General features: G+C 65.8%; 19 protein-coding genes. 15 read left to right on the plus strand and 4 right to left on the minus strand.

All coding sequences use genetic code 11. The annotated features are described in order from the left end of the window. Nucleotides 1-119: 119 nt before the first annotated feature. The 11 genes from KCG34_RS10625 to KCG34_RS26145 all read left to right on the plus strand — a co-directional run bounded on the left by KCG34_RS10625 (nt 120) and on the right by KCG34_RS26145 (nt 10595). Nucleotides 120-1667, plus strand: coding sequence for a gamma-glutamyltransferase (locus KCG34_RS10625; RefSeq protein ID WP_211940326.1), 1548 nt, complete (start codon nt 120-122; stop codon nt 1665-1667). Nucleotides 1668-1766: 99 nt separating this feature from the next. Next, nucleotides 1767-2315, plus strand: coding sequence for a MarR family winged helix-turn-helix transcriptional regulator (locus KCG34_RS10630; protein WP_211940327.1), 549 nt, complete (start codon nt 1767-1769; stop codon nt 2313-2315). A gap of 16 nt (nt 2316-2331) precedes the next feature. Then, nucleotides 2332-3786 carry an amidohydrolase family protein gene (locus tag KCG34_RS10635; RefSeq protein WP_211940328.1) on the plus strand — a complete coding sequence of 485 codons (1455 nt, stop codon included), beginning with the start codon at nt 2332-2334 and terminating at the stop codon, nt 3784-3786. A gap of 118 nt (nt 3787-3904) precedes the next feature. Next, nucleotides 3905-4726, plus strand: a complete 822-nt coding sequence (locus KCG34_RS10640) for an MBL fold metallo-hydrolase (protein WP_211940329.1) — start codon at nt 3905-3907, stop codon at nt 4724-4726. 165 nt (nt 4727-4891) lie between these two features. Beyond that, nucleotides 4892-5266, plus strand: a complete 375-nt coding sequence (locus KCG34_RS10645; RefSeq protein WP_211940330.1) for a winged helix-turn-helix transcriptional regulator — start codon at nt 4892-4894, stop codon at nt 5264-5266. 79 nt (nt 5267-5345) lie between these two features. Further along, complete coding sequence (locus tag KCG34_RS10650) at nt 5346-6488, plus strand: CDGSH iron-sulfur domain-containing protein (RefSeq protein ID WP_211940331.1); 1143 nt, start codon at nt 5346-5348, stop codon at nt 6486-6488. 83 nt (nt 6489-6571) lie between these two features. Next, nucleotides 6572-7342, plus strand: coding sequence for a type 1 glutamine amidotransferase domain-containing protein (locus KCG34_RS10655; protein WP_211940332.1), 771 nt, complete (start codon nt 6572-6574; stop codon nt 7340-7342). A gap of 257 nt (nt 7343-7599) precedes the next feature. Then, on the plus strand, nt 7600-7947 hold the full coding sequence (locus KCG34_RS10660; protein WP_211940333.1) for a YciI family protein: 348 nt from the start codon (nt 7600-7602) through the stop codon (nt 7945-7947). Nucleotides 7948-7991: 44 nt separating this feature from the next. Further along, the gene (locus KCG34_RS10665) at nt 7992-9173 is read left to right on the plus strand and encodes an RNA polymerase sigma factor (protein ID WP_249138297.1); all 1182 of its coding nucleotides are present in this window, start codon (nt 7992-7994) and stop codon (nt 9171-9173) included. A 107-nt stretch (nt 9174-9280) separates the two neighbouring features. Beyond that, nucleotides 9281-9736, plus strand: a complete 456-nt coding sequence (locus KCG34_RS10670) for an ester cyclase (RefSeq protein WP_211940335.1) — start codon at nt 9281-9283, stop codon at nt 9734-9736. Nucleotides 9737-10256: 520 nt separating this feature from the next. Further along, on the plus strand, nt 10257-10595 hold the full coding sequence (locus KCG34_RS26145; protein ID WP_367576037.1) for a MerR family transcriptional regulator: 339 nt from the start codon (nt 10257-10259) through the stop codon (nt 10593-10595). Here the strand turns inward: KCG34_RS26145 and KCG34_RS10680 are convergent. From KCG34_RS10680 to KCG34_RS10695, 4 genes are all read right to left on the minus strand, one after another. Continuing rightward, nucleotides 10561-11493: a LysR family transcriptional regulator gene (locus KCG34_RS10680; RefSeq protein WP_211940337.1), complete on the minus strand. Its 933-nt coding sequence runs from the start codon at nt 11491-11493 to the stop codon at nt 10561-10563. The genes KCG34_RS26145 and KCG34_RS10680 overlap by 35 nt on opposite strands. Nucleotides 11494-11595: 102 nt before the next feature. Further along, nucleotides 11596-12075, minus strand: coding sequence for a VOC family protein (locus tag KCG34_RS10685; protein ID WP_211940338.1), 480 nt, complete (start codon nt 12073-12075; stop codon nt 11596-11598). Further along, nucleotides 12068-13105: a WD40/YVTN/BNR-like repeat-containing protein gene (locus KCG34_RS10690; RefSeq protein WP_211940339.1), complete on the minus strand. Its 1038-nt coding sequence runs from the start codon at nt 13103-13105 to the stop codon at nt 12068-12070. The genes KCG34_RS10685 and KCG34_RS10690 overlap by 8 nt, the downstream gene beginning before the upstream one ends. Before the next feature lie 58 nt (nt 13106-13163). Then, a complete protein-coding gene (locus KCG34_RS10695; RefSeq protein ID WP_249138298.1) occupies nt 13164-14666 on the minus strand; it encodes an aldehyde dehydrogenase family protein in 1503 nt (500 codons plus the stop codon). A gap of 166 nt (nt 14667-14832) precedes the next feature. Here KCG34_RS10695 and KCG34_RS10700 point away from each other — a divergent pair, with 166 nt between their 5' ends. From KCG34_RS10700 to KCG34_RS10715, 4 genes are all read left to right on the plus strand, one after another. Continuing rightward, complete coding sequence (locus tag KCG34_RS10700; protein ID WP_211940341.1) at nt 14833-15654, plus strand: 2-keto-4-pentenoate hydratase; 822 nt, start codon at nt 14833-14835, stop codon at nt 15652-15654. Continuing rightward, the gene (locus tag KCG34_RS10705) at nt 15639-16436 is read left to right on the plus strand and encodes an SDR family NAD(P)-dependent oxidoreductase (RefSeq protein WP_211940342.1); all 798 of its coding nucleotides are present in this window, start codon (nt 15639-15641) and stop codon (nt 16434-16436) included. The genes KCG34_RS10700 and KCG34_RS10705 overlap by 16 nt, the downstream gene beginning before the upstream one ends. 12 nt (nt 16437-16448) lie before the next feature. Beyond that, nucleotides 16449-17879, plus strand: coding sequence for an NAD-dependent succinate-semialdehyde dehydrogenase (locus KCG34_RS10710; protein ID WP_211940343.1), 1431 nt, complete (start codon nt 16449-16451; stop codon nt 17877-17879). A gap of 142 nt (nt 17880-18021) precedes the next feature. Then, complete coding sequence (locus KCG34_RS10715; protein WP_211940344.1) at nt 18022-18630, plus strand: amino acid synthesis family protein; 609 nt, start codon at nt 18022-18024, stop codon at nt 18628-18630. Nucleotides 18631-18634: the final 4 nt, after the last annotated feature.

Below are 18634 nucleotides of genomic sequence, written 5' to 3' on the forward strand. Positions count from 1 at the left end.
CCCGCCTCGAGCAGATGGAGCTCAGGCCTTACCCCGCGGGTGCGCGCCTCATCGGAGGGCGATCCGAGCTGGTATCGGCGACCCTGTCGCCCATCGCCGTGCACGCCGGAATGGAGGCGTTGCGCCAAGGAGGGACGGCGGCCGACGCCGCCATCGCCACGGCCCTGACCCAGGTCTCGACCAGCCTTGGCTCGGTCGTCTCGTATGGCGGGGTGGCCGAACTCGTCTACTACGAAGCGTCCACGGGGCGTGTGTACGTGATGGACGCCGGCTGGACCAGCTACGCCGGCGAGACGGATCCCGCGTCCATCCCGAACATGGACCTCAGCCTGATCAAGCCCGGCGCTGCCGGCGGAGCTGGCGCGCAGGGCCGCAAGACGCTGGTTCCCGGCTTCATGGCCGGCATGGAGGCCGCGCACCTGAGGTTCGGCCGACTGCCGTTCCGGACCCTGTTCGATCCGGCGATCTGGTACGCCGAGCATGGGGTGGTCGTCTCGCCGCTGCTCTCCAGCTTCTTCCAGGCCGAGCAACCGGTCCTCGCGCGCACTGAAGAGGGGCGAGGTTTTCTGGCCCAGGCCGGCGGCTCGATGCCGAAGGTGGGTGACCGCTTCATGCAGCCAGACGTTGCGCGTCTGCTCCGCGGCGTCGCGGAACAGGGCTCCGACTACATGTATCGCGGCCCCTGGGCGGAAGACTTCGTGCGCATCGTTCGGCGCGAGGGCGGCGCGGCAACACTCGAGGATCTCGCGCGCTATCGGCCGGTGTGGGAGAGGCCGCTATCAACCCGGTTCGCCGCCGCCCAGGTCTATGCGCCAGGCGACAGCAACGTGAGCGCCTGCGCCATTCTGGAGAGCCTCAACCTGCTCAACGCCGAGCACGTAGGGCGGCTCGGGTCCTACGGGGCCGACCCGCTGGCCTTTGCGGCGTTAGCCAAGACGCTCCGGCTGGCCGAGTTGGGCCATGCGCCCGGCTATGCGGAGGGCGCGCGCGGCGGCGAAGGGTGCCGGACGCGGACGCAGCCGACTTACGCCAAAGCGACGGCTCCGCGGATCGATGAATTATCCGAGCGACTGCCGGGCGGGGCGGACCCGGGCCACCACAGCGACTCCGTGGTCGTGGTCGACCGATGGGGCAACGTCGCCGCCCTCGTGCACTCGATCAACGCGGTGATGTGGGGCGACACGGGCATCGTCGTGGACGGCGTGCCGATCAGCGGGGCGGCGGCGATCTACCAGGCGCGTCTCGCCGCGGTCCCGCCGGGCGGCCACATCGCCTCGGACATGGCCCCGGTCATCGCGATCGAGCAGGGCAAGCCGGTGCTGGCGATCGCGGCGATCGGCGTCTCCCTCGTCCCCGAGACCGTCCGCATCGCTGGGTCGATCCTCTCGGGCGCCGACCCGAAGTCGGTGGCGGCAGCCCCGCCGCTGCTGGCGAACATCGACACTCGGTACGACAGGCCGCTGAAGGCGCGGCCGGAACTCGTTCCCCAGGGCGCCTACCCGCCAGCCTTCTCGGCGGAACTTGCGGACCAGGACCTTTCGGTGACCGAGGTCTCCCCGCGGAGGCTCGACGCCCTCCGCGGAACGGCTGCATTCGCCGTGATCGATCATGGGCGCCGCCAAACAGCCGAGGCGCCCGGCGTGGTCGTGTTCGGGGAGGGCCGGTAGGTCGCAGGGTCCGTAAGCCTGCATATCGACGCCGCAAGCTGGGCATTGACAACGCCGCCATTTATTTCATTTTTGAATAGTTCCAGTGCGAAGCATCCAATGTCCTCAAAACTCGACCGCATCGAAGCCCGACTGGCTGATTTGGCCCAGGCGCACGCAGACGCGCCGCTGCGAGATGTCGCCTTGCTGCGGGCGCTCAACCACGTGAGCGGCGATTTCCTTGCGCGCATGCGGGCGGCGCTGAAGCCCTACGGTCTGACGGATTGGAGCTTCCGCACCCTGATCATGTTGCCGCGCGTCGGCGATGCGGACGCGACACCGGTCTCGATGGCCGATCTCGCCCTGCTGACCGGCGAGTCGGCGCCGAACCTGACCCGCATCTGCGACGAGCTGGTCAGGCAGGGCCTGGCGGTGCGTCAGCCTTCGCCCGAGGACCGGCGCAAGGTGTGCCTGGCGCGCACGCCCAAGGCCGACGCCGCGCTTGAGGCGACCGCGCCGGACGTCTGGGGCCGTCTCGAATGGGTGATGCAGGTCCTGACCGACGAGGAGAAGGCCCTGATGACGGGCCTGCTGAAACGCCTAGCCGAGCGGCTCGAGACCGAGGCCGGACAGGGCTCGCGACGGCGTCCGCCGGCCGCGGTCGCATAGGGGGGAACGGTCCATCATGCGGAAGACGCCGCCGCGCCGCACCCTCCTCGCCTTCGCGCTCCTGACCCTCGCCCCTGCGGCTGCCGTGTCCGCACCGGCCGGCGGCGCCGATCTGGTGATCGAACACGTCACCGTCGTGCCGATGACGGATGGCGGCGCGGAGATCCGGGATCAGACTGTGGTCATCCGCGACGGCCGCATCGCCGAGATCGGTCCAAGTACTGCGAAGCGTCTGAACGCGCCGGGCCGTCATGTGGACGGATCGCACGAATGGCTGATCCCGGGCCTGACCGACGCCCATGCGCACCTCGAGAACGACCGGATATTGCGGCTGGTCCTGCACGCACCGGACCTGCCGGCGGGGGCGACCAAGGACGAGGACGTATTTCTGCCCTACGTCGCCAACGGCGTGACCCAGGTCGTCGACCTGTCGGCCACGTCCGAGACCTTCGCCCAGCGGGCCGCGATCGACAACGGCCGGGTGCTCGGGCCGCATATCGTGACGGCCGCCATGATCGATGGCGCCGCGCCGGTCTGGCCGATCGGCATGACCCGCGCCGCCGCCGACCCGGAGGCCGGCCGCCGAGCGGTGCGCGACGCGGCGAAAGAGGGCTATGACCTGATCAAGGTCTACAGCCGGCTCGACCTCCCGACGTTCACGGCGATCGTCGACGAAGCGCGCAAGCAACATCTGCCCGTCGTAGGCCACATCCCCGCGCGCGAGCAGGGCTTGACGGAGCGCTTCTTCCAGCCCGGCTACACGGTGGTGGCGCACGCGGAGGAGTTCGCCCAGCAGACGGCCGCGCCCGACGAGGCGGCCATCGCCCGCTACGTCGATATGGCTAAGCGCAACGGGACGGGCCTGATCGCCACCCTGACGCTCGACGAGCGGATCCTGGAGGAAATGCGCGATCCCTCATCGCTGGAGAGACGACCCGAGCTTGCCGCCTTGAATCCGCTGTGGCGTGAGCTCGTGCTGAAGCACAATCCCTACGTGGGCCAGAGCTCGCCCGCCGCGATCGCGCGCATCGAGAAGATCGTCGCCTTCAACCGAAAGCTGGTCGCGGTGTTCGAAGCCGCCGGCGTTCCGGTGTTGGCGGGAACCGACTCCCCCGTGCCGGGCGTCGTTCCGGGCTATTCATTGCCCGACGAGCTGGAGGCTCTGACCGTCTCCGGCCTGACGCCGAAGCAGGCGCTTGAGAGCGCCACGCGCCGGCCGAACCAATGGCTGGGCTCGGCGAAGAACCGAGGCGTCGTCGCGGTCGGCGCGCAGGCCGACCTCCTGCTGCTGGGCGCCGATCCCCTGGCGGACATCCGCAACGTCCGCCGCATCGAGGCCGTGATCGTGGGCGGCGGTCTGCATTCGCGCGCTGAGCTCGACGAAAAAATCGCCGCGCTGAGGGCCCGGCACGCATTTGCTGGAACGAACAGCCTGCCCGCGTCGGCCCCGGCGGCATCGACGCCGGATTGAGCTGCCCTGCCAAACCTGTTGTCACGGGCTAGCAGGGAATATCGAAGTTTTGCGTTGGATTAGTACAGCCTTACGGAAGATGCGTCACCGTCAACAGCAATGAAGAGGCAATCCTCTCATGTCGCCAAAAATTCACACCTATTCGGCCGCAGAGAGCGCATTCTACGTGAACAGCTTCCTCATCGAGGGGCACGACAGTGTCATTGTGATCGATACTCAATTCCTTGTCTCGTCGGCTCGCGACCTGCGCAAGCAGCTTGACGCGCTCGAGAAGCCGTTGGCCGCGGTGATCATCTCGCATCCCCATCCGGACCACTACAACGGTCTTCCCGTTCTCTTGGAAGGGCTGCCCCCGACACCGGTCTACGCTACTCGCGCTACAATAGACGCAATCCAAGAGACCCAACCTGCCAAGCGAGCGGCTTGGACCCCAATATACGGGGACGATTACCCGAAGGCGGACGCGCTTCCGAACAAAGTCGTAGGAGCCGATGATCGCCTTACGATCGCCGGTGTTGAGCTTCGCATGATTGACCTGGGGCCCGGCGAGTCATCAGACATCACGGTCATCCATCTGCCAGGAGCGGACGCATTGCTCGCATCGGACCTGATCTACAACAATTGCCATCCTTGGCTCGCTGAAGCGCGTACCGAGGCATGGTTGCGGCAGATCGACGAGATCGAGCAGCGTTTCGGCGATGTCAGCCAGGTGCACGCCGGGCACGGACCGGCGGGAGGGCCCGAACTGTTTGAGGACCAGCGCAAATACATTCAGGAGTTCCGGAATGTTGTCGCGCGATTTGCGCACACTCCGAGCCTGGACGCCTCGGCCATGGCGGAAATCCGCTCTGAAACGACCCGCAATCGAGCAAGCTGGCCCCTCGACTTGCTGATCGACATGAATGCGACGGCGATCTTTGCGGAACTCACGGGAGGCTGAGCTTCCCCCACAATGGGCGTCCGCAAGGCTGTGCATCCGATCCTGCCGGTCAATACCCGCCTGATTGAGCCGTCTAGTCGAACTCGGAGCCGGGCACGAACCATTTGGTGCGTTGAGGCGGTCTCCTGAGCACATTATCAAGCAGAGAAGGTGCGTTGGAAATATATGGCCAAACGTCTTGCAAAGCGCTTCGGTTGTCCCGTGGAGTTCGCGCTCGATGTGCTTGGGGGCAAATGGAAAATCGTAATCCTGTCAAATCTGAAACAAGGTCCGTTGCGGTATGGAGAGCTGCGAGCCCTGATCCCGACGCTCAGCGACAAGATGTTGACGCAGCGGCTGAAGGAGCTGGAAGAGCTCGGTCTGGTCGTTCGAGACAGCGGCTTGGTCGCTGGAGGCTACGCCCTGTCGCCAAAGGGCGAGTCGCTCGCGCCGGTCTTACAGGCGCTCTACGACTGGGGCCTCGAGGCGGGGCCGTCGATGGGAGCGCTGTTCTCCCGCCCCTTTTTGAGCGCGGGCGCCGCTTCGCAATCGGACGGGTAGATGCTGGCGGGCGCCAACCCTCGACAACCAAAGGGACTTACCCGCCCTTGGAGGGTGGACGAACGGCTGAGACCCAAGAATGACCATCGAATCGACACCTCCGGAGATCGCTACCGGCCAGGAGCTGGAAATACGCTTCGACAGCAATCTATGCATCCACGCGCGTTTTTGCGTTCTGAGCGCGCCGGACGTGTTCAAGGCGAACACGCCCGGGGAATGGATCTACCCCGACGCTATGAATGCGCCGGCGCTGGCGGCCGTGGCGCGCAATTGTCCCTCCGGCGCCATCACCTACCGCGCCGCAGATCCGGTTCTCGAGGAGCCCTGCCCGCCCGTCAATTTGCTCCGAATTCGGCAGGACGGACCTTATGCGTTCAACGCGCAAATCGTTTTGGCCGGCGAGACGGAGCCCTCGACACGGCGCACGCTCTGCCGTTGCGGCGCGTCGAACAACAAGCCCTACTGCGACGGCAGCCACGTGCGGGTCGGCTTCGAGGCGACCGGCGAACCTCCGGCCGGCGACCGAAGGCCGTTGTCTCCCCGCGATGGTCCTCTCGAAGTCACCCCGCTCAGGGACGGGCCGCTGGAGGTGCGCGGGCCGCTGGAGATGGTCAGCGGCACAGGGCGCACATTCGCCACTTCGGTTCATTGCCTGCTTTGTCGATGCGGCTGCTCGTCATCCAAGCCGTACTGCGATGGAACGCACGCATCCAACGGGTTCACGGACCGAAACGGCTGCGAGACCCTGGCGGCGTCATCTGTCGATCCGGCTCCGAGCCTCGCCGAATGGGCCGGCGGCCGCGAGGCGTTCGTCCGGCTGACGGAGGCCTTCTACGCAAAGGTCCCGAACGATCCGCTGCTGGCCCTGGTCTTCGCGCATATGCCGCGCGACCATGCCGTGCATGTCGCCGATTTCATCGCAGAGGTGTTCGGCGGACCCACCGAATACAGCGGCTCGGGCGGCAGCCACACCGGTATGATCCGCAAGCATCTCGGCCGCGCGATCACCGACGATCATCGGCGGCGCTGGGTCGAATTGATGATCGCGACAGCCGACGAGGCCGGGCTTCCCACCGACCCGGCCTTTCGCGACGCATTTGTCGCCTATCTCGAATGGGGTTCGCGTTTGGCCGTGATCAACTCCGCGCCCGGTGTCCCGCCGCCGGAAGGCGATTGGCCGATGCCGGCTTGGGGCTGGGGGCCGCCGCGCGGCCCAGGCTGATGCGAGCGCGCCGCCCATGAGGCCCAGTCAGCCGACGACAAACTCGGCGCCGAACGTCGCTTCATTTTAGATGGAGAAATATTTTGAGCATCAGGGACCCGAACCTGGTCAATCCGAAGGCCCGCAAGAAGGTGGGGATCGTCATCTCCAACCCGGCGATCGCTTCGACCACGGGCTGGCCAGTGGGCTTCTGGTGGAGCGAACTTTCGCACCCCTATTTCGAGTTCACCGAGAAGGGCTACGAGGTCGAGATCTTCTCGCCAGATGGCGGCAAGTGCGAAGCGGACGCGATGAGCGATCCGCGTGATCCGTCCGGCTATTCAGAGACGGACCTCATCAGCATGGGCTTTATACTCACGCCCCGGCTGGCGACACTGGTGGATCAGACGACTCCTGTCGAGAGGTTGGATGCCGACACCTTCGACGCGATCGTCGTCGCGGGCGGCCAGTCGCCGATGTTCACGTTCGAACGGGCCACAGCGCTCCAGAATAAATTCGTGGAGTTCTACGAGGCCGGAAAGGTTGCGGCCGCCCTTTGCCACGGAACGGCGATCCTCCGGTACGCGCGACTGTCCAGCGGCGAGCCACTGGTGAAGGGCAAAACCGTCACCGGCTTTGCGAACGTCGAGGAAGATTTCGCAGACAATGCGGTCTGGAGCATGGGCCTCCTTTCCCGCGACAAGCGCGTCATGCCCTGGCGCATCGAAGATGAGCTGAAGAAGCTCGGAGCGAACTATATTCAGGCTGGGCTCTGGCGCGGGTTCGCAGTGCGCGACGGCAACCTCATCACGGGCCAGCAAAACTTCTCTGGCGCGGAGACAGCCGCCAAGGTGATCGAAGCGCTGGGCGAATAGAACAGGTTGTCGGCGGGCCAGCGCATCGACCTCTCCGAACCGCGCGGCGAACCTTCAGCAGAGAACGATCTTCGGCAATTCGGGCCCCCGACCCGTGGCGCACCCTGGGGGGCGGCAAGCTCGTCACAGCCCAGCGGCATACTCCGCAGACCGCCGGCCTTAAAAAATTTCTGGCCTCGGTGTCGATTTGCGAGGGAGCGTCCGTCTTTGGTCTGTTGGCGGCGCAGCAGCGTTGTCCCAAACTCCATGAGGTCCCGATGCAATACGCTCTGTTGATTTACCAGAATGAAGTCGCCGCCGGCCTGGAACCCGGAAACCCAGCGCTGAACGCGATCGTGGCGCGCCACATGGCCTTTTCGAGTGAGCTTGGCACGAAGCGCATCGGCGGCTCGGGCCTGAAGACGACGGCCAGCGCGACGACGGTGAGGACGCAGAATGGCGCCCGCAGCGTGCACGACGGTCCGTTCGCAGAAACGCGAGAACAACTCGGCGGGTTTTATCTCATCGACGCAGCCGATCTGGATGAAGCGATCGAGATCGCGGGCAAGGTGCCTTTGGCCGGCGATGGCGCGATCGAAATCCGTCCTCTCCTGGGCGCAGGTTGAGCCGGGCGGCTCTTGAGAGCGCGGTGCGGACCGCAGGCGCGCGAGTGCTCGCCGCGTTAACGGCCCGTTACCGCGATCTCGACCTGGCGGAAGACGCGTTCGCCGAGGCGTGTCTGCGGGCGGCGCGAACTTGGCCCGAACGGGGCCATCCGCGTAATGCCGCCGCTTGGCTCTACCGTGTGGCCGACCGTGTCGCGATCGACATGTTGCGGGCGCGCAAGGCGCGCCAACGGATAAAGCCCGACGCCGGCGAGCCCGCGACAGCGGCGGAGGATCCCATGAGCGACGAGGACCTCTTGATCCCAGACGAACGGCTGCGGCTCATCTTTGTCTGTTGCCATCCGGCGCTCAGCCGAGAGGCCCGTGTGGCGCTGACCCTCAGGATGGTGTGCGGTCTCGCAACCGAGGAAATCGCCCAGGCCTTTCTCGTGCCCGTCGCGACGATGGCGCAGCGCATCGTGCGCGCGAAGAATAAGGTCGCGGAGGCACGGATTCCCTTCGAGATCCCCCGCCCCGACGCCTGGCCGGCGCGGCTAGATTCTGTGCTTTCCACCTTGGAGGTCGCCTACGCCAGCGCCCATGCGGACGCGGCGGGCGCAGGCCGCAGGGCGGGCTTCGCTGCCGAGATCCTCGAGCTGACGCGGGTCCTGGCCGATCTACTCCCGGCGGAGGAGGACGCCCTGGCTCTGGCGGCCCTCGTTCGCTATGCCGAGGCGCGCCGGCCCGCACGCCTCGACGACGCCGGGGCGATGGCGCCTCTCACTGAGCAGGACCCGACGCAGTGGAATCGGACGCTCATCGACGAGGCCGACGCCTACCTGCGGCGCGCCGCCGAGCTCGGACCTTCCGGACCCCGGACGCTGCAGGCGGCGATCCATAGCGCCTGGTGCGGACGTCGCACGATCCTCGATCCGGCGCCCTGGCGGACCGTCCTCAACCTCTATGACACCCTTCTACGGCTGCGCGACGATCCCTTTGTCAGGCTCAATCGCGCGGTGGCGCTCGCGGAGGTGGTAAGCCCTGAAGCCGCGCTTTGCGAAGTCGACGCCCTTGATGGCGCGCAGCTTGCGGCGTTCCCCCCATATCATGCCGTTCGCGCCGATCTCCTCGCGCGCAGCGGCCGCACGGCGGACGCGAGGGCCGCGTACGACGCGCTCCTGGCGTTGCCGACATCCCCCGCGGAGCGGCTTTGGCTCGAACGCAAGCGCGAGAGCCTGGCCGGCTGACGCAAATTATTTTCCAGCGCCTGTCGATCGAAGGTCAGGCGGCCGTCTCTTAGGTCAGAAGGCGCGGCCTTCGGTCGAACAACTAGAGCCGAGCGAGGACAATGAGAATGCAATCCACGAACGAGGAACGCAATCAGACGACCATCCGTAGGCTTATTGAGGAAGTTATCAACCAAGGTCGTCTCGACCTCTGCGACCAGTATCTCGCCGCAGATCGGATCGATCATGAAACCTACGGCTTGCCGGAGGGCATGAGCAACGGCCACGACGGGTTCAAGCGCGTGCTCGGCGTCTTCATCGAGGCCTTCCCCGACCTCCACCTCTCGATCAAGTTCATGATCTCGGATGGCGAGAGGCTCGCCGTCTATCTGAAGACCAGCGGCACCCACCTCGGGCCGTTCATGGGCGCGCCTGCGACCGGCAAGCGCTTCGAAGCGAGCGGCGTCGATATTTTCGCTTTCAATGCCGAGGGCCTCGTGTCGCAGCACTGGGGGGCATTTGATACCCTCGGCGTCATGCTGCAGCTCGGACTGTTCCCCGGGCCAACGGCCGTGGCGGCGTAGTTGCGCGCGCATCTCACCACTTCCGGAGGTTGGCGGACCGGGGTGGTGAGGGGCCACCGCAACAGCCACGCCTGAAGCAAAGGACAAGCCGACCCGGTCATGCGTGGCGGTCCTATTATCGAGCCCGAAAGCTGCCCGCGACGATGACCTGCTCACCGAACTGCACTGCTGGCGCGAACTGATGCATCGAGGCGCAACAGATTTCGTCTTATGCCGCCCTCTTGCGAGTGGGCGATCCCTTCTGGCCGAATCCAGAACATTGCAGCGCTGATCAATTGTTGATATTTTTCGACTATGTCTCTATTTCTGCCATATTCATGATATTTTGCAACCAGAGGCGCGAGTGAGGCTTCGACGTTGACGTCCGCTATCCCGCCTCAATCACATTCAGCGGGACGGAGACGTCTTCGTCAGAGGTCTAATTTCAAAAATAGGTCAAAAGAATACGGAAATCAGAAGCGGAGCCATAATGAGCTTAGATGACACTGGGAGCCTGACAGTCACTTTGAGTCTATCGGAAATGATAACCACGCCCATCAACATTGCGTGCCAACAGCTCGATATCACACAGAGGGCGGCCCGGTTCTACGAAGAGAAAGGGCTAATCAGTTCGGTTCGGATGTGGTCAGGTCGCACCTATACAAGGGAGCAATACAATCGGCTTGCCATAATTGGTCGATGCCGTCGCGCGGGTCTCCCCCTCGCGGACATTCCCGCCGCCCTCGCTGTCTACGAGGGATCGGAAACGAACTTCCACGTCAAACGGGCGATGATTGGCAAACTAGAAAAGCAACTCGACCGCTTGGTGGCTCAAATCGATGCCCTCAAATGCGAAATCGCGCATCTTGAGAGCTTGTGAGGCTACTAACTGCGCGTCGCGTCATCAGGCCGTTCGCCTCGCCCCCAATCTCGCTCTGCAGAAAATCCACGAAAACCTTCACCTTGGACAGCACGTAGTGCCCTTTCGGGAACATCACGTAGAGCGGCAGGCGATGGGAGACCAGGTGGGGCAGGACCAGTTCCAGGCGTCCCGCGGCAAGGTCGTCCTCGATCAGGAAGCGTGGAAGATAGGCCAAACCCATCCCCGCAAGCATCGCCTCGCGCGTCACACGAACGCTGTTCGACGTCAGGGGGCCACGGCTGACAGCGATCACCTGGTCATTTGAGAGCCGCCATTCGCCGGGCCGGGACAGGTGGTTCTCGATCAGGCACTGGTGCTCTTTCAACTCGGCCGGCGTGGCCGGACGGCCGTGGCTGTCCAGGTATTCGGTCGAAGCGGCGAGCGCCATCTCGAAATCGCACAGCTTCACGGCCTCGAGTTCGGTGTCGTAGGGCTCGTCGACCCAGAAGGCGACGTCGAAGCGGCCGCGCAGCAGGTCGGCCTTGCTGTCGGACAGGTTCAGATAGACCCGCACGTCAGGATAGCGTTTCAGGAACGACGGAATGACCTCGGTCACGCGGAATAGAGACGAGACCACCGGCGCGGTGATCTTGAGTTCGCCCCGCGGCCGGGACGTCATGCCGGCCAGGACCTGGTTAGCCTCGTTGACCTCGTCGACGATCCGCGCGCACCGGTCGTAGATCTGCCGCCCCGCTGGCGTCAGAGCGATCGTGCGGGTGGTGCGGTCGAGGAGCTTCAGCCCGACACTGCTTTCGAGCCGCGCGATCTGCCGGCTGACGGCGGCCTTGGAAAGGCCCATGGCTTCTGCAGCGGCCGAGAAACTGCCGCTGTCCACCACCGCCGCGAAGGACATCATCGCGACGGCGTTATCGACATCTAACTTTTCATCCATGGGCGCATGGATCGTGGATTTTTGCAGATTGTCAACGATCGCTGTCGGAAGCCCGCCACCGGCGCGTTATGCTTCGACCAGCGGCGTCAGCGCGATCGGCTCGGCCTGACCCTCATTGTGGTTCAGTTCCGCTCGCGCCTTACCCCCTTCCTGCGGGGTGAGTTGAGCGAACACCTCCAGCATGTGATCGTCCGGATCGAGGAAATAGATGCCGATGGAGACGCCGTGGTCCAGGATTTCCTGGATCCGAACCTTCTTCTCGATCAGCCGCGCATAGACGCGCCGAAGCTCGTCGATGTCGCCGCCGCAGTCGAGTTCGAGGCCGAAATGTTCGAACTCCTTGCCGCGGGAAGCGCCTGGCTCGCCGGGAAAGACAGCCAGGTCGTGGTCGCTTTCACCGAAGCTGAGGAATATTCCCCCGGCATAGGGACCGGACGCCGCCCGAGCCGTGATCGTCATGCCCAGCACATCGCAGTACCAGGCCGCGGACGCCTCGGGGTCCTTCACGAACAACACAAGGTGGGCGAGACGCTTGATCTTAGGCATGGACATCGGGGTTGGCTCCGCCACTGGCCGGCGACCCGGGCAGCCAGGTCAAGTCGGTGATTTCGCTGAACTCACGCCATTCCTTGCGCCAGCTGAGGCCGCCGTCGAGACTGCGATAGAGATCGCCGAACTTGGTGCCGGCCAGAACCAGGTTGGGATCGGCTTGATTGACGCCGATCGCCCAGAGACAGGAGTTGGGCTGCACCGGGAACGGCGCGTTTTCCCAGGTCTCGCCGCCGTCCCGCGAGCGCAGGAACAGGGCCGTGGAGCCGGGCGTGCCGTCGCCGATGCCGAGAAACAGCTCGCCCTGGGCTCCAGGCTTTTGCACAAGAACCCGGGAATAGTAGATACCCCAGCTGTCCTTCACGTCGCGCCGGCGCCAGGTCTGTCCGTCGTCGGTCGAAATGAAGATCGAGGTGACCGAAACCACCACGATCCGCTTCTGAGCGCCGGGGAGGACGACCACGCTGTGGATGTCCGAGTTGCCCCGAGCCGGCGGGAACCGACCGTCGATCCGCTCCCATTCGTCACCGCCGTCGCGCGTGCGGAACAGGCCGCCCTCCTCGACCCCGACCCAGACATCGCGCGGGTCTTCAGGATCCACGGCCATGGCCAGCATGCGCGGGCGGCTGACGCCTGCGCATTTCGGCGGCATCAAAAGGGTTGTCTGCTCCCAGGTCCGGCCGGCGTCGGCGGAGCGGTAGAAGGCGGCGCGAGACGGGGAACCGGTGCCGGCGTACATGATCTTTGGATCGCTCGGCCCGGCGACCAGCTTCCAGATGGCGACGTCGTTGAGGACGCTGTCGATCCGGTTCCAAGTGACGCCGCAGTCCTCACTTTTGAACAGGCCGCGTTCGGCGCCGGCGAATACGGCTTCAGGGTTCTGCGGGTCCGCCAACAGGCAGCGGACGCAGTCGTCGTATTCCAGGTCCTGATTGATCGTCAGCCGGTGCCAGGTTTCGCCGTCGTTATGGCTGCGGATGACGGCCTGCCCATCCGTCGACACCAGCAAGGTGCGTTGCGGTTCCATTCGCCCTCCCACTTCCCTCTTCTGGCCGGCGGCAAATCGCTGGCCGCCGGCGGCTTCGTCAGGACAGATTGATCCAGACGCTCTTGGTCTCGCTGTAGAGTTCCATGGCCTGGCGGCCATGCTCCCGGCCCCAGCCGGACTGCTTGAACCCGCCGAACGGCGTGGCCGGATCGATGAGGTTGAAGCAGTTCACCCAGACTGTTCCGGCCTTGATGGCCCGGGCCAACCTGTGGGCGGTCTTGATGTCGCTGGTCCACACGCCCGCAGACAGGCCGTATTCGGAATCGTTGGCCTGACGGACGAGATCTTCCGGATCGCGCCAGGAAAGTACGCTCAGGACCGGCCCGAAGATCTCTTCGCGGACGATACGCATCTGCGGCGCAGCGCCAGTGAAGATGGTCGGTTCGAAGAAATAGCCGCGGTCGAAGCCCTTGGGCCGGGCGCCGCCCGCCACCAGCTGGGCGCCTTCCTTAGCCCCGATATCGACATAGCTGCTGACGCGATCCCATTGCTCCTGGGAAACCAGAGGGCCGAAGGTGGTTTCCGGATCGAGGCCGTCGCCAATCTTGAGTTTGGCCGCGCGCCTGGAGACCGCCTCGACCAAGGCGTCGTGACAGGTTTCGTGGACGTAGAGGCGCGAGCCGGCGGTGCAAGTCTGCCCCTGATTGAAGAAAATGCCCTGGGCGATCGCGTCGGCGGCGGCCTCCAGGTCCGCATCTGGCGAGACGATCTGGGGCGACTTGCCGCCAAGCTCCAGCGAAACCTTCTTCAGATTGCCGGCCGAGGCGCGGACGATGGCCTTGCCGACCTCGGTCGAGCCGGTGAAGGCGATCTTGTCCACGCCGGGGTGATCGACCAGGGCGGCGCCCGCCTCGCCAAATCCGGGCGCGACGTTGAGCACGCCCGGCGGAAAGCCCGCCTCCAAAGCCAGTTCGCCCAGACGGAGCGCCGTCAAGGGCGTCTGTTCCGCAGGCTTGAGCACGACGGCGCAGCCGGCGGCCAGCGCCGGCGCCACCTTCCACGCCGCCATCGAAAGCGGATAGTTCCAGGGCACGATCAACCCTGCGACGCCAATCGGCTCGCGGGTCGTGTAGTTGAGGATTTCAAGACCGCCGCGCGGCGAGACCGGCAGGGTTTCTCCGCCGAACTTGGTCGGCCAGCCGGCGAAATACCGGAAGGTCTTGATCGAGCCCTCGACCTCGACGGCCCGGGTCAGGGTGGCGGGCTTGCCGTTATCCAGGCATTCCAGCACGGCGAGTTCGTGCGCGTCCCGCTCGATCAGGTCCGCCAAGCGATAAAGAAGCCGCGAGCGCTCCATCGCGGTCATCTTGCGCCAGCCCGAACTTTCGAACGCCTGGCGGGCCGCCTGCACCGCCAGATCGATGTCGGCCTTGGCGGCGCGGGCCACTTCGGCGAGAGGCTCGCCGGTCGCCGGGTTGTAGGTCAGGAAGGTTTCGCCCGACTGCGCATCCAGCCGTTCTGCGCCGATCAGCAGGCGCTGCGGCCCCTGACGCACGCCGGCCCGGATCCGGTCGGCGGTTTCGAGCACGGAAGCCGTCAATTTCACGCTCCTGCAATGGCGAACGGTCGGCCCGCCCGCGGTCTGGATCCACCCTATAGCGCCACCTCGTTTAAGAAACAATCGCTGATTTCTGTTTATATAGTTGCGTTTTCGAGACAATGAAGACATATCTGGACCACCAAAGGGCAGGCGCGCCGGAGCGACCGTGATCTCCACTCATCTTTTCGAGCTGACGGCGCTGGTCGTCGACGCTCACGGGACGGCCCGGCCGGTTGCGCCCGCCTTGCGGCGCGCGGCGCAGTTCGACCTGCAGGATGGCTATGCCGTGCAAGCCGATGTCTGGAAGCTGCGCGGGCGCCGGACCGCCGGCTACAAGATCGGGCTGACCAGCCCCCCCGCCCAGAAGGCGTTCGAGACCACCGAGCCGATCGTCGGCACACTGGCCGACCCGGATCTCGTTCGCAGCCCAGCCACGATTGCGGCCGGCGCCTTCCCCCTGTTCGCCGAAGCCGAAATCGCCTTCCTGATCGGCGCCGACTTTCCCCCTGCTGCCGCTCCCTTCAGCGAGGCCGATGTCCTGGCGCGCATCGAAAACGCTCATGCCAGTATCGAGCTGTGCCGCTCCCGCTATGGATGGGAGGACGTGAGCCTCGCCGAGCTCGTCGCCGACAACAGCAATGCCGCTCTCCTGGCGATCGGCGAGCCGCTGCGCGACTGGCGGTCCGCCGACCTCACCTGCGCGCCGGTCACGCTGCGCCGCAAGGGCCACGACGACATACGCGGCTCGACCGCCGCCGTCCTCGGCGACCCGCGCCGCGCAATCACCTGGCTCGCAAACTGGCTGGCGCAGCGCGGCGAGAGCCTGACGGCCGGGCAAGTCGTCGCCAGCGGCAGCTGCACCGGCGTAACCCCATTGGGCGAAATCGAAGAACTCGTGGCCGACTTTGGTCTGCTGGGCCAAGCTCGCGTGACCATCGGCCCGGACGAGACGAACAGAGCAGGAGCATCAGCATGGACCTCGGCCTGAAGGGCAAGGTGGCGATCGTCACCGGCGGCAGCGTCGGCATCGGCGCGGAGACGGCTCGCAAGCTGGCCGGCGAGGGCGCGCGCGTCGTCATCGCCGCGCGCACGCGCACGACCTTGGAGCAGGCGGCGGAAAAGATCCGCGCCGAGACCGGTGGCGAGGTCGTCGCGATCCCGGTGGACACCAGCGACAATCTCTCCGCCCGCCAGCTCGTCGATGAGACCGTCCGGCAGTTCGGCGGCGTGGACATCCTGGTCAATTGCGCCGCCCATCCAGGCGGCCTTGTCCGCAATTCCCTGGACGAGGCCGACGAGGACAACCTCCTGCTCGACCTCAACATCAAGCTCGTCGGCTATTTTCGCATGTGCAAGGCCTGCGCGCCGCACATGCGCAAGGCGGGATGGGGGCGCATCGTCAATGTCGGCGGCCTGACCGCCCGCTCCACCGAAGCGCTGAGCGGCCTGCGCAACACCGCCCTGGTGCATCTGACCAAGACCCTCTCGGACCAGCTGGGCCCGGACGGGATCACGGTCAACATCGTCCACCCGGGCGTGACGCGGACCGAACACGTCGAGACCTGGTTCGCGGAAATGGCCGCAAAGGAAGGCATTTCCTACGAGGCCTTCGTGCAACGGGAGGCCGCCGATCCGGCCGCCATCCGCCGGATGCTCGAGCCTGAGGAAGTGGCCGACGTGATCGTGTTCCTGGCCTCGCGCCGCGCCAGCGGACTGACCGGCGAATCCATCGCGGTGGACGGCGGCCTCTCGCGCGCCGTGTTCCTCTGACGGCTGAAGGTCATGATCGAACTTATGCATGAGGCCTGCCTGGTCGATGGCCGCTGGGTCACGGGCGAGGACTGGCTGGAGGTGGACGATCCGGCCAGCGGCCGCATCATCGGCCGGGTCCCCAACTTCGGCGCCGAAGCCGCGCGATGCGCCATCGAGGCCGCCCGAGCGGCCCAGCCGGCCTGGGCGGCGACACCGGCGGCCGAGCGCGCCAGGGTCCTGCGCCGCCTGGCGAACCTGATCGAGGAGCGCGTCGAGGAACTCGCGGCGTTGCTCACCCTCGAGCAGGGCAAGCCGCTGGCCGAAGCCAGGGCCGAGGTCCGCTCGGCCGCGGCGTTCTTCGAATGGTTCGCCGAAGAAGGCCGGCGCGCCTATGGCGACATCATCCCCTCCCCGTCGCGCGACCGGCGGCTGCTGGTGATCAAGCAGGCCATCGGCGTCGTCGCCGCCATAACCCCCTGGAATTTTCCGATCAGCATGCCGGCCCGCAAGGTTGCGCCCGCCCTGGCGGCGGGATGCGCCATTGTGCTCAAGCCGGCGGTCCAGACGCCGTTCTCGGCCCTGGCCCTCGGCGCCCTGGCACAGGAGGCGGGCCTCCCAGCCGGCCTTTTCAGCGTCGTCACCGGAGATCCGCAGGCGATCGGACTTGAGCTGACCACCCATCCCGCGGTCGCCAAGGTCAGCTTCACCGGATCGACCGCGACGGGCGCCAAGATCTTCACTCAGTCCGCAGGCGGCATTAAGCGGCTGGGTCTGGAGCTTGGCGGCAACGCGCCCTTCATCGTCTTCGCCGACGCCGACCTCGACGCCGCCGTGGCCGGCGCCCTGGAGTCCAAGTTCCGCAACGCCGGCCAGACCTGCGTCTGCGCCAACCGCTTCTATGTCGAGGCGCCCGTCTACGACGCCTTCGTCGAGCGCCTGGCCACGGCCGCCGCCGCGCTCAAGGCCGGGCCGGGACAGGAGGCCGACAGTCGCATCGGGCCGCTGATCGATGAGCGCGCCGTCGCCAAGGTCGAGCGCCTGGTCGCCGGCGCCGTCGAACAGGGCGCCAGCCTGGTGGTCGGCGGCGCCCGGGATGCGGCCGGCCCACGCTTCTTTCAGCCGACCGTGCTCTGCGACGTCTCGCGCGACATGGCGGTCGTGCAGGAGGAGATCTTTGGACCGGTCGCGCCCGTCCTTCGCTTCCACACCGAAGCCGAGGCCGTGGCCCTGGCCAATGATTCTCCCGTCGGCCTCGCCGCCTACATCTATTCGCGGGATGTCAGCCGCATCTGGCGCGTCGCCGAGGCCCTGGAAACCGGGATGGTGGGCGCGAACACCGGGCTGATTTCCACCGAAGCAGCGCCTTTTGGCGGGGTGAAGGCGTCCGGCCTCGGGCGAGAGGGGTCCCGCTACGGGCTCGAGGACTATCTCGAGATCAAGTACCTCTGCCTGGCCGTGTGATGTCGCGGATCAATGCGGAGGGGCTCGTCCAAATTGTTCCGTTTAATCAACTATTGAATTGAACGGCACTTATTGTTGTGCAAATGATAGCCCAAGCGCCGACGTCGAAGAGACGCCGCACCTAGATCCAGAGAGGAGCGCAATGCCCAATCGGCCTGCGAATTTCCACGGCCTGCATATCCGCAAGTGGTATGCCTTCGAGGAGGAGACCCTGGCGCTCGAGACCGGGCGGCTGGCCGATGGCGAGCCCCTCTTGAAGCTCGTCATAGCCGCGGCCATCGACAATCCTCACGCCGGCGCCTTCGTGGAGTCGTTCGAAGAGGTGATCGCCCAGTCCGCCTATCTGGGCGAGGCGTTCGCCCAGCGCCTGCAGGCCCGCTTGGACGGCAGGGCGGTGCAGAGCTACGGCAAGGCCGCGCTCGTGGGGGTCAACTGCGAATACGAGCATGGCAATGCGTTTCTGACCACGACCTTCGCAGAGCCGGTCCGCGCCGCGGTGGGTGGCGGCATGTCCTGGGTCCCCTCTTCGGGAAAGCGCGGCGGACCCGGAACGGCGATCGACATACCGCTGGCGCACAAGGACGCGCTCTATGTCCGATCGCACTACGACACCGTCTCGGTGACCTTCACCGACTCTCCGGGTCCGGACGAGGTGGTGATCGCCGTCGCGGTCGCGACCCGCGGACGACTTCATGCTCGCCTGGGCGGCTTGCGCCACGCGGAAATCGTCGGCCAGGACGGCCTGCACTGACGGG

It is taken from the genome of Phenylobacterium montanum, assembly GCF_018135625.1.
In the GTDB taxonomy this organism is placed as follows: domain Bacteria; phylum Pseudomonadota; class Alphaproteobacteria; order Caulobacterales; family Caulobacteraceae; genus Poindextera; species Poindextera montana.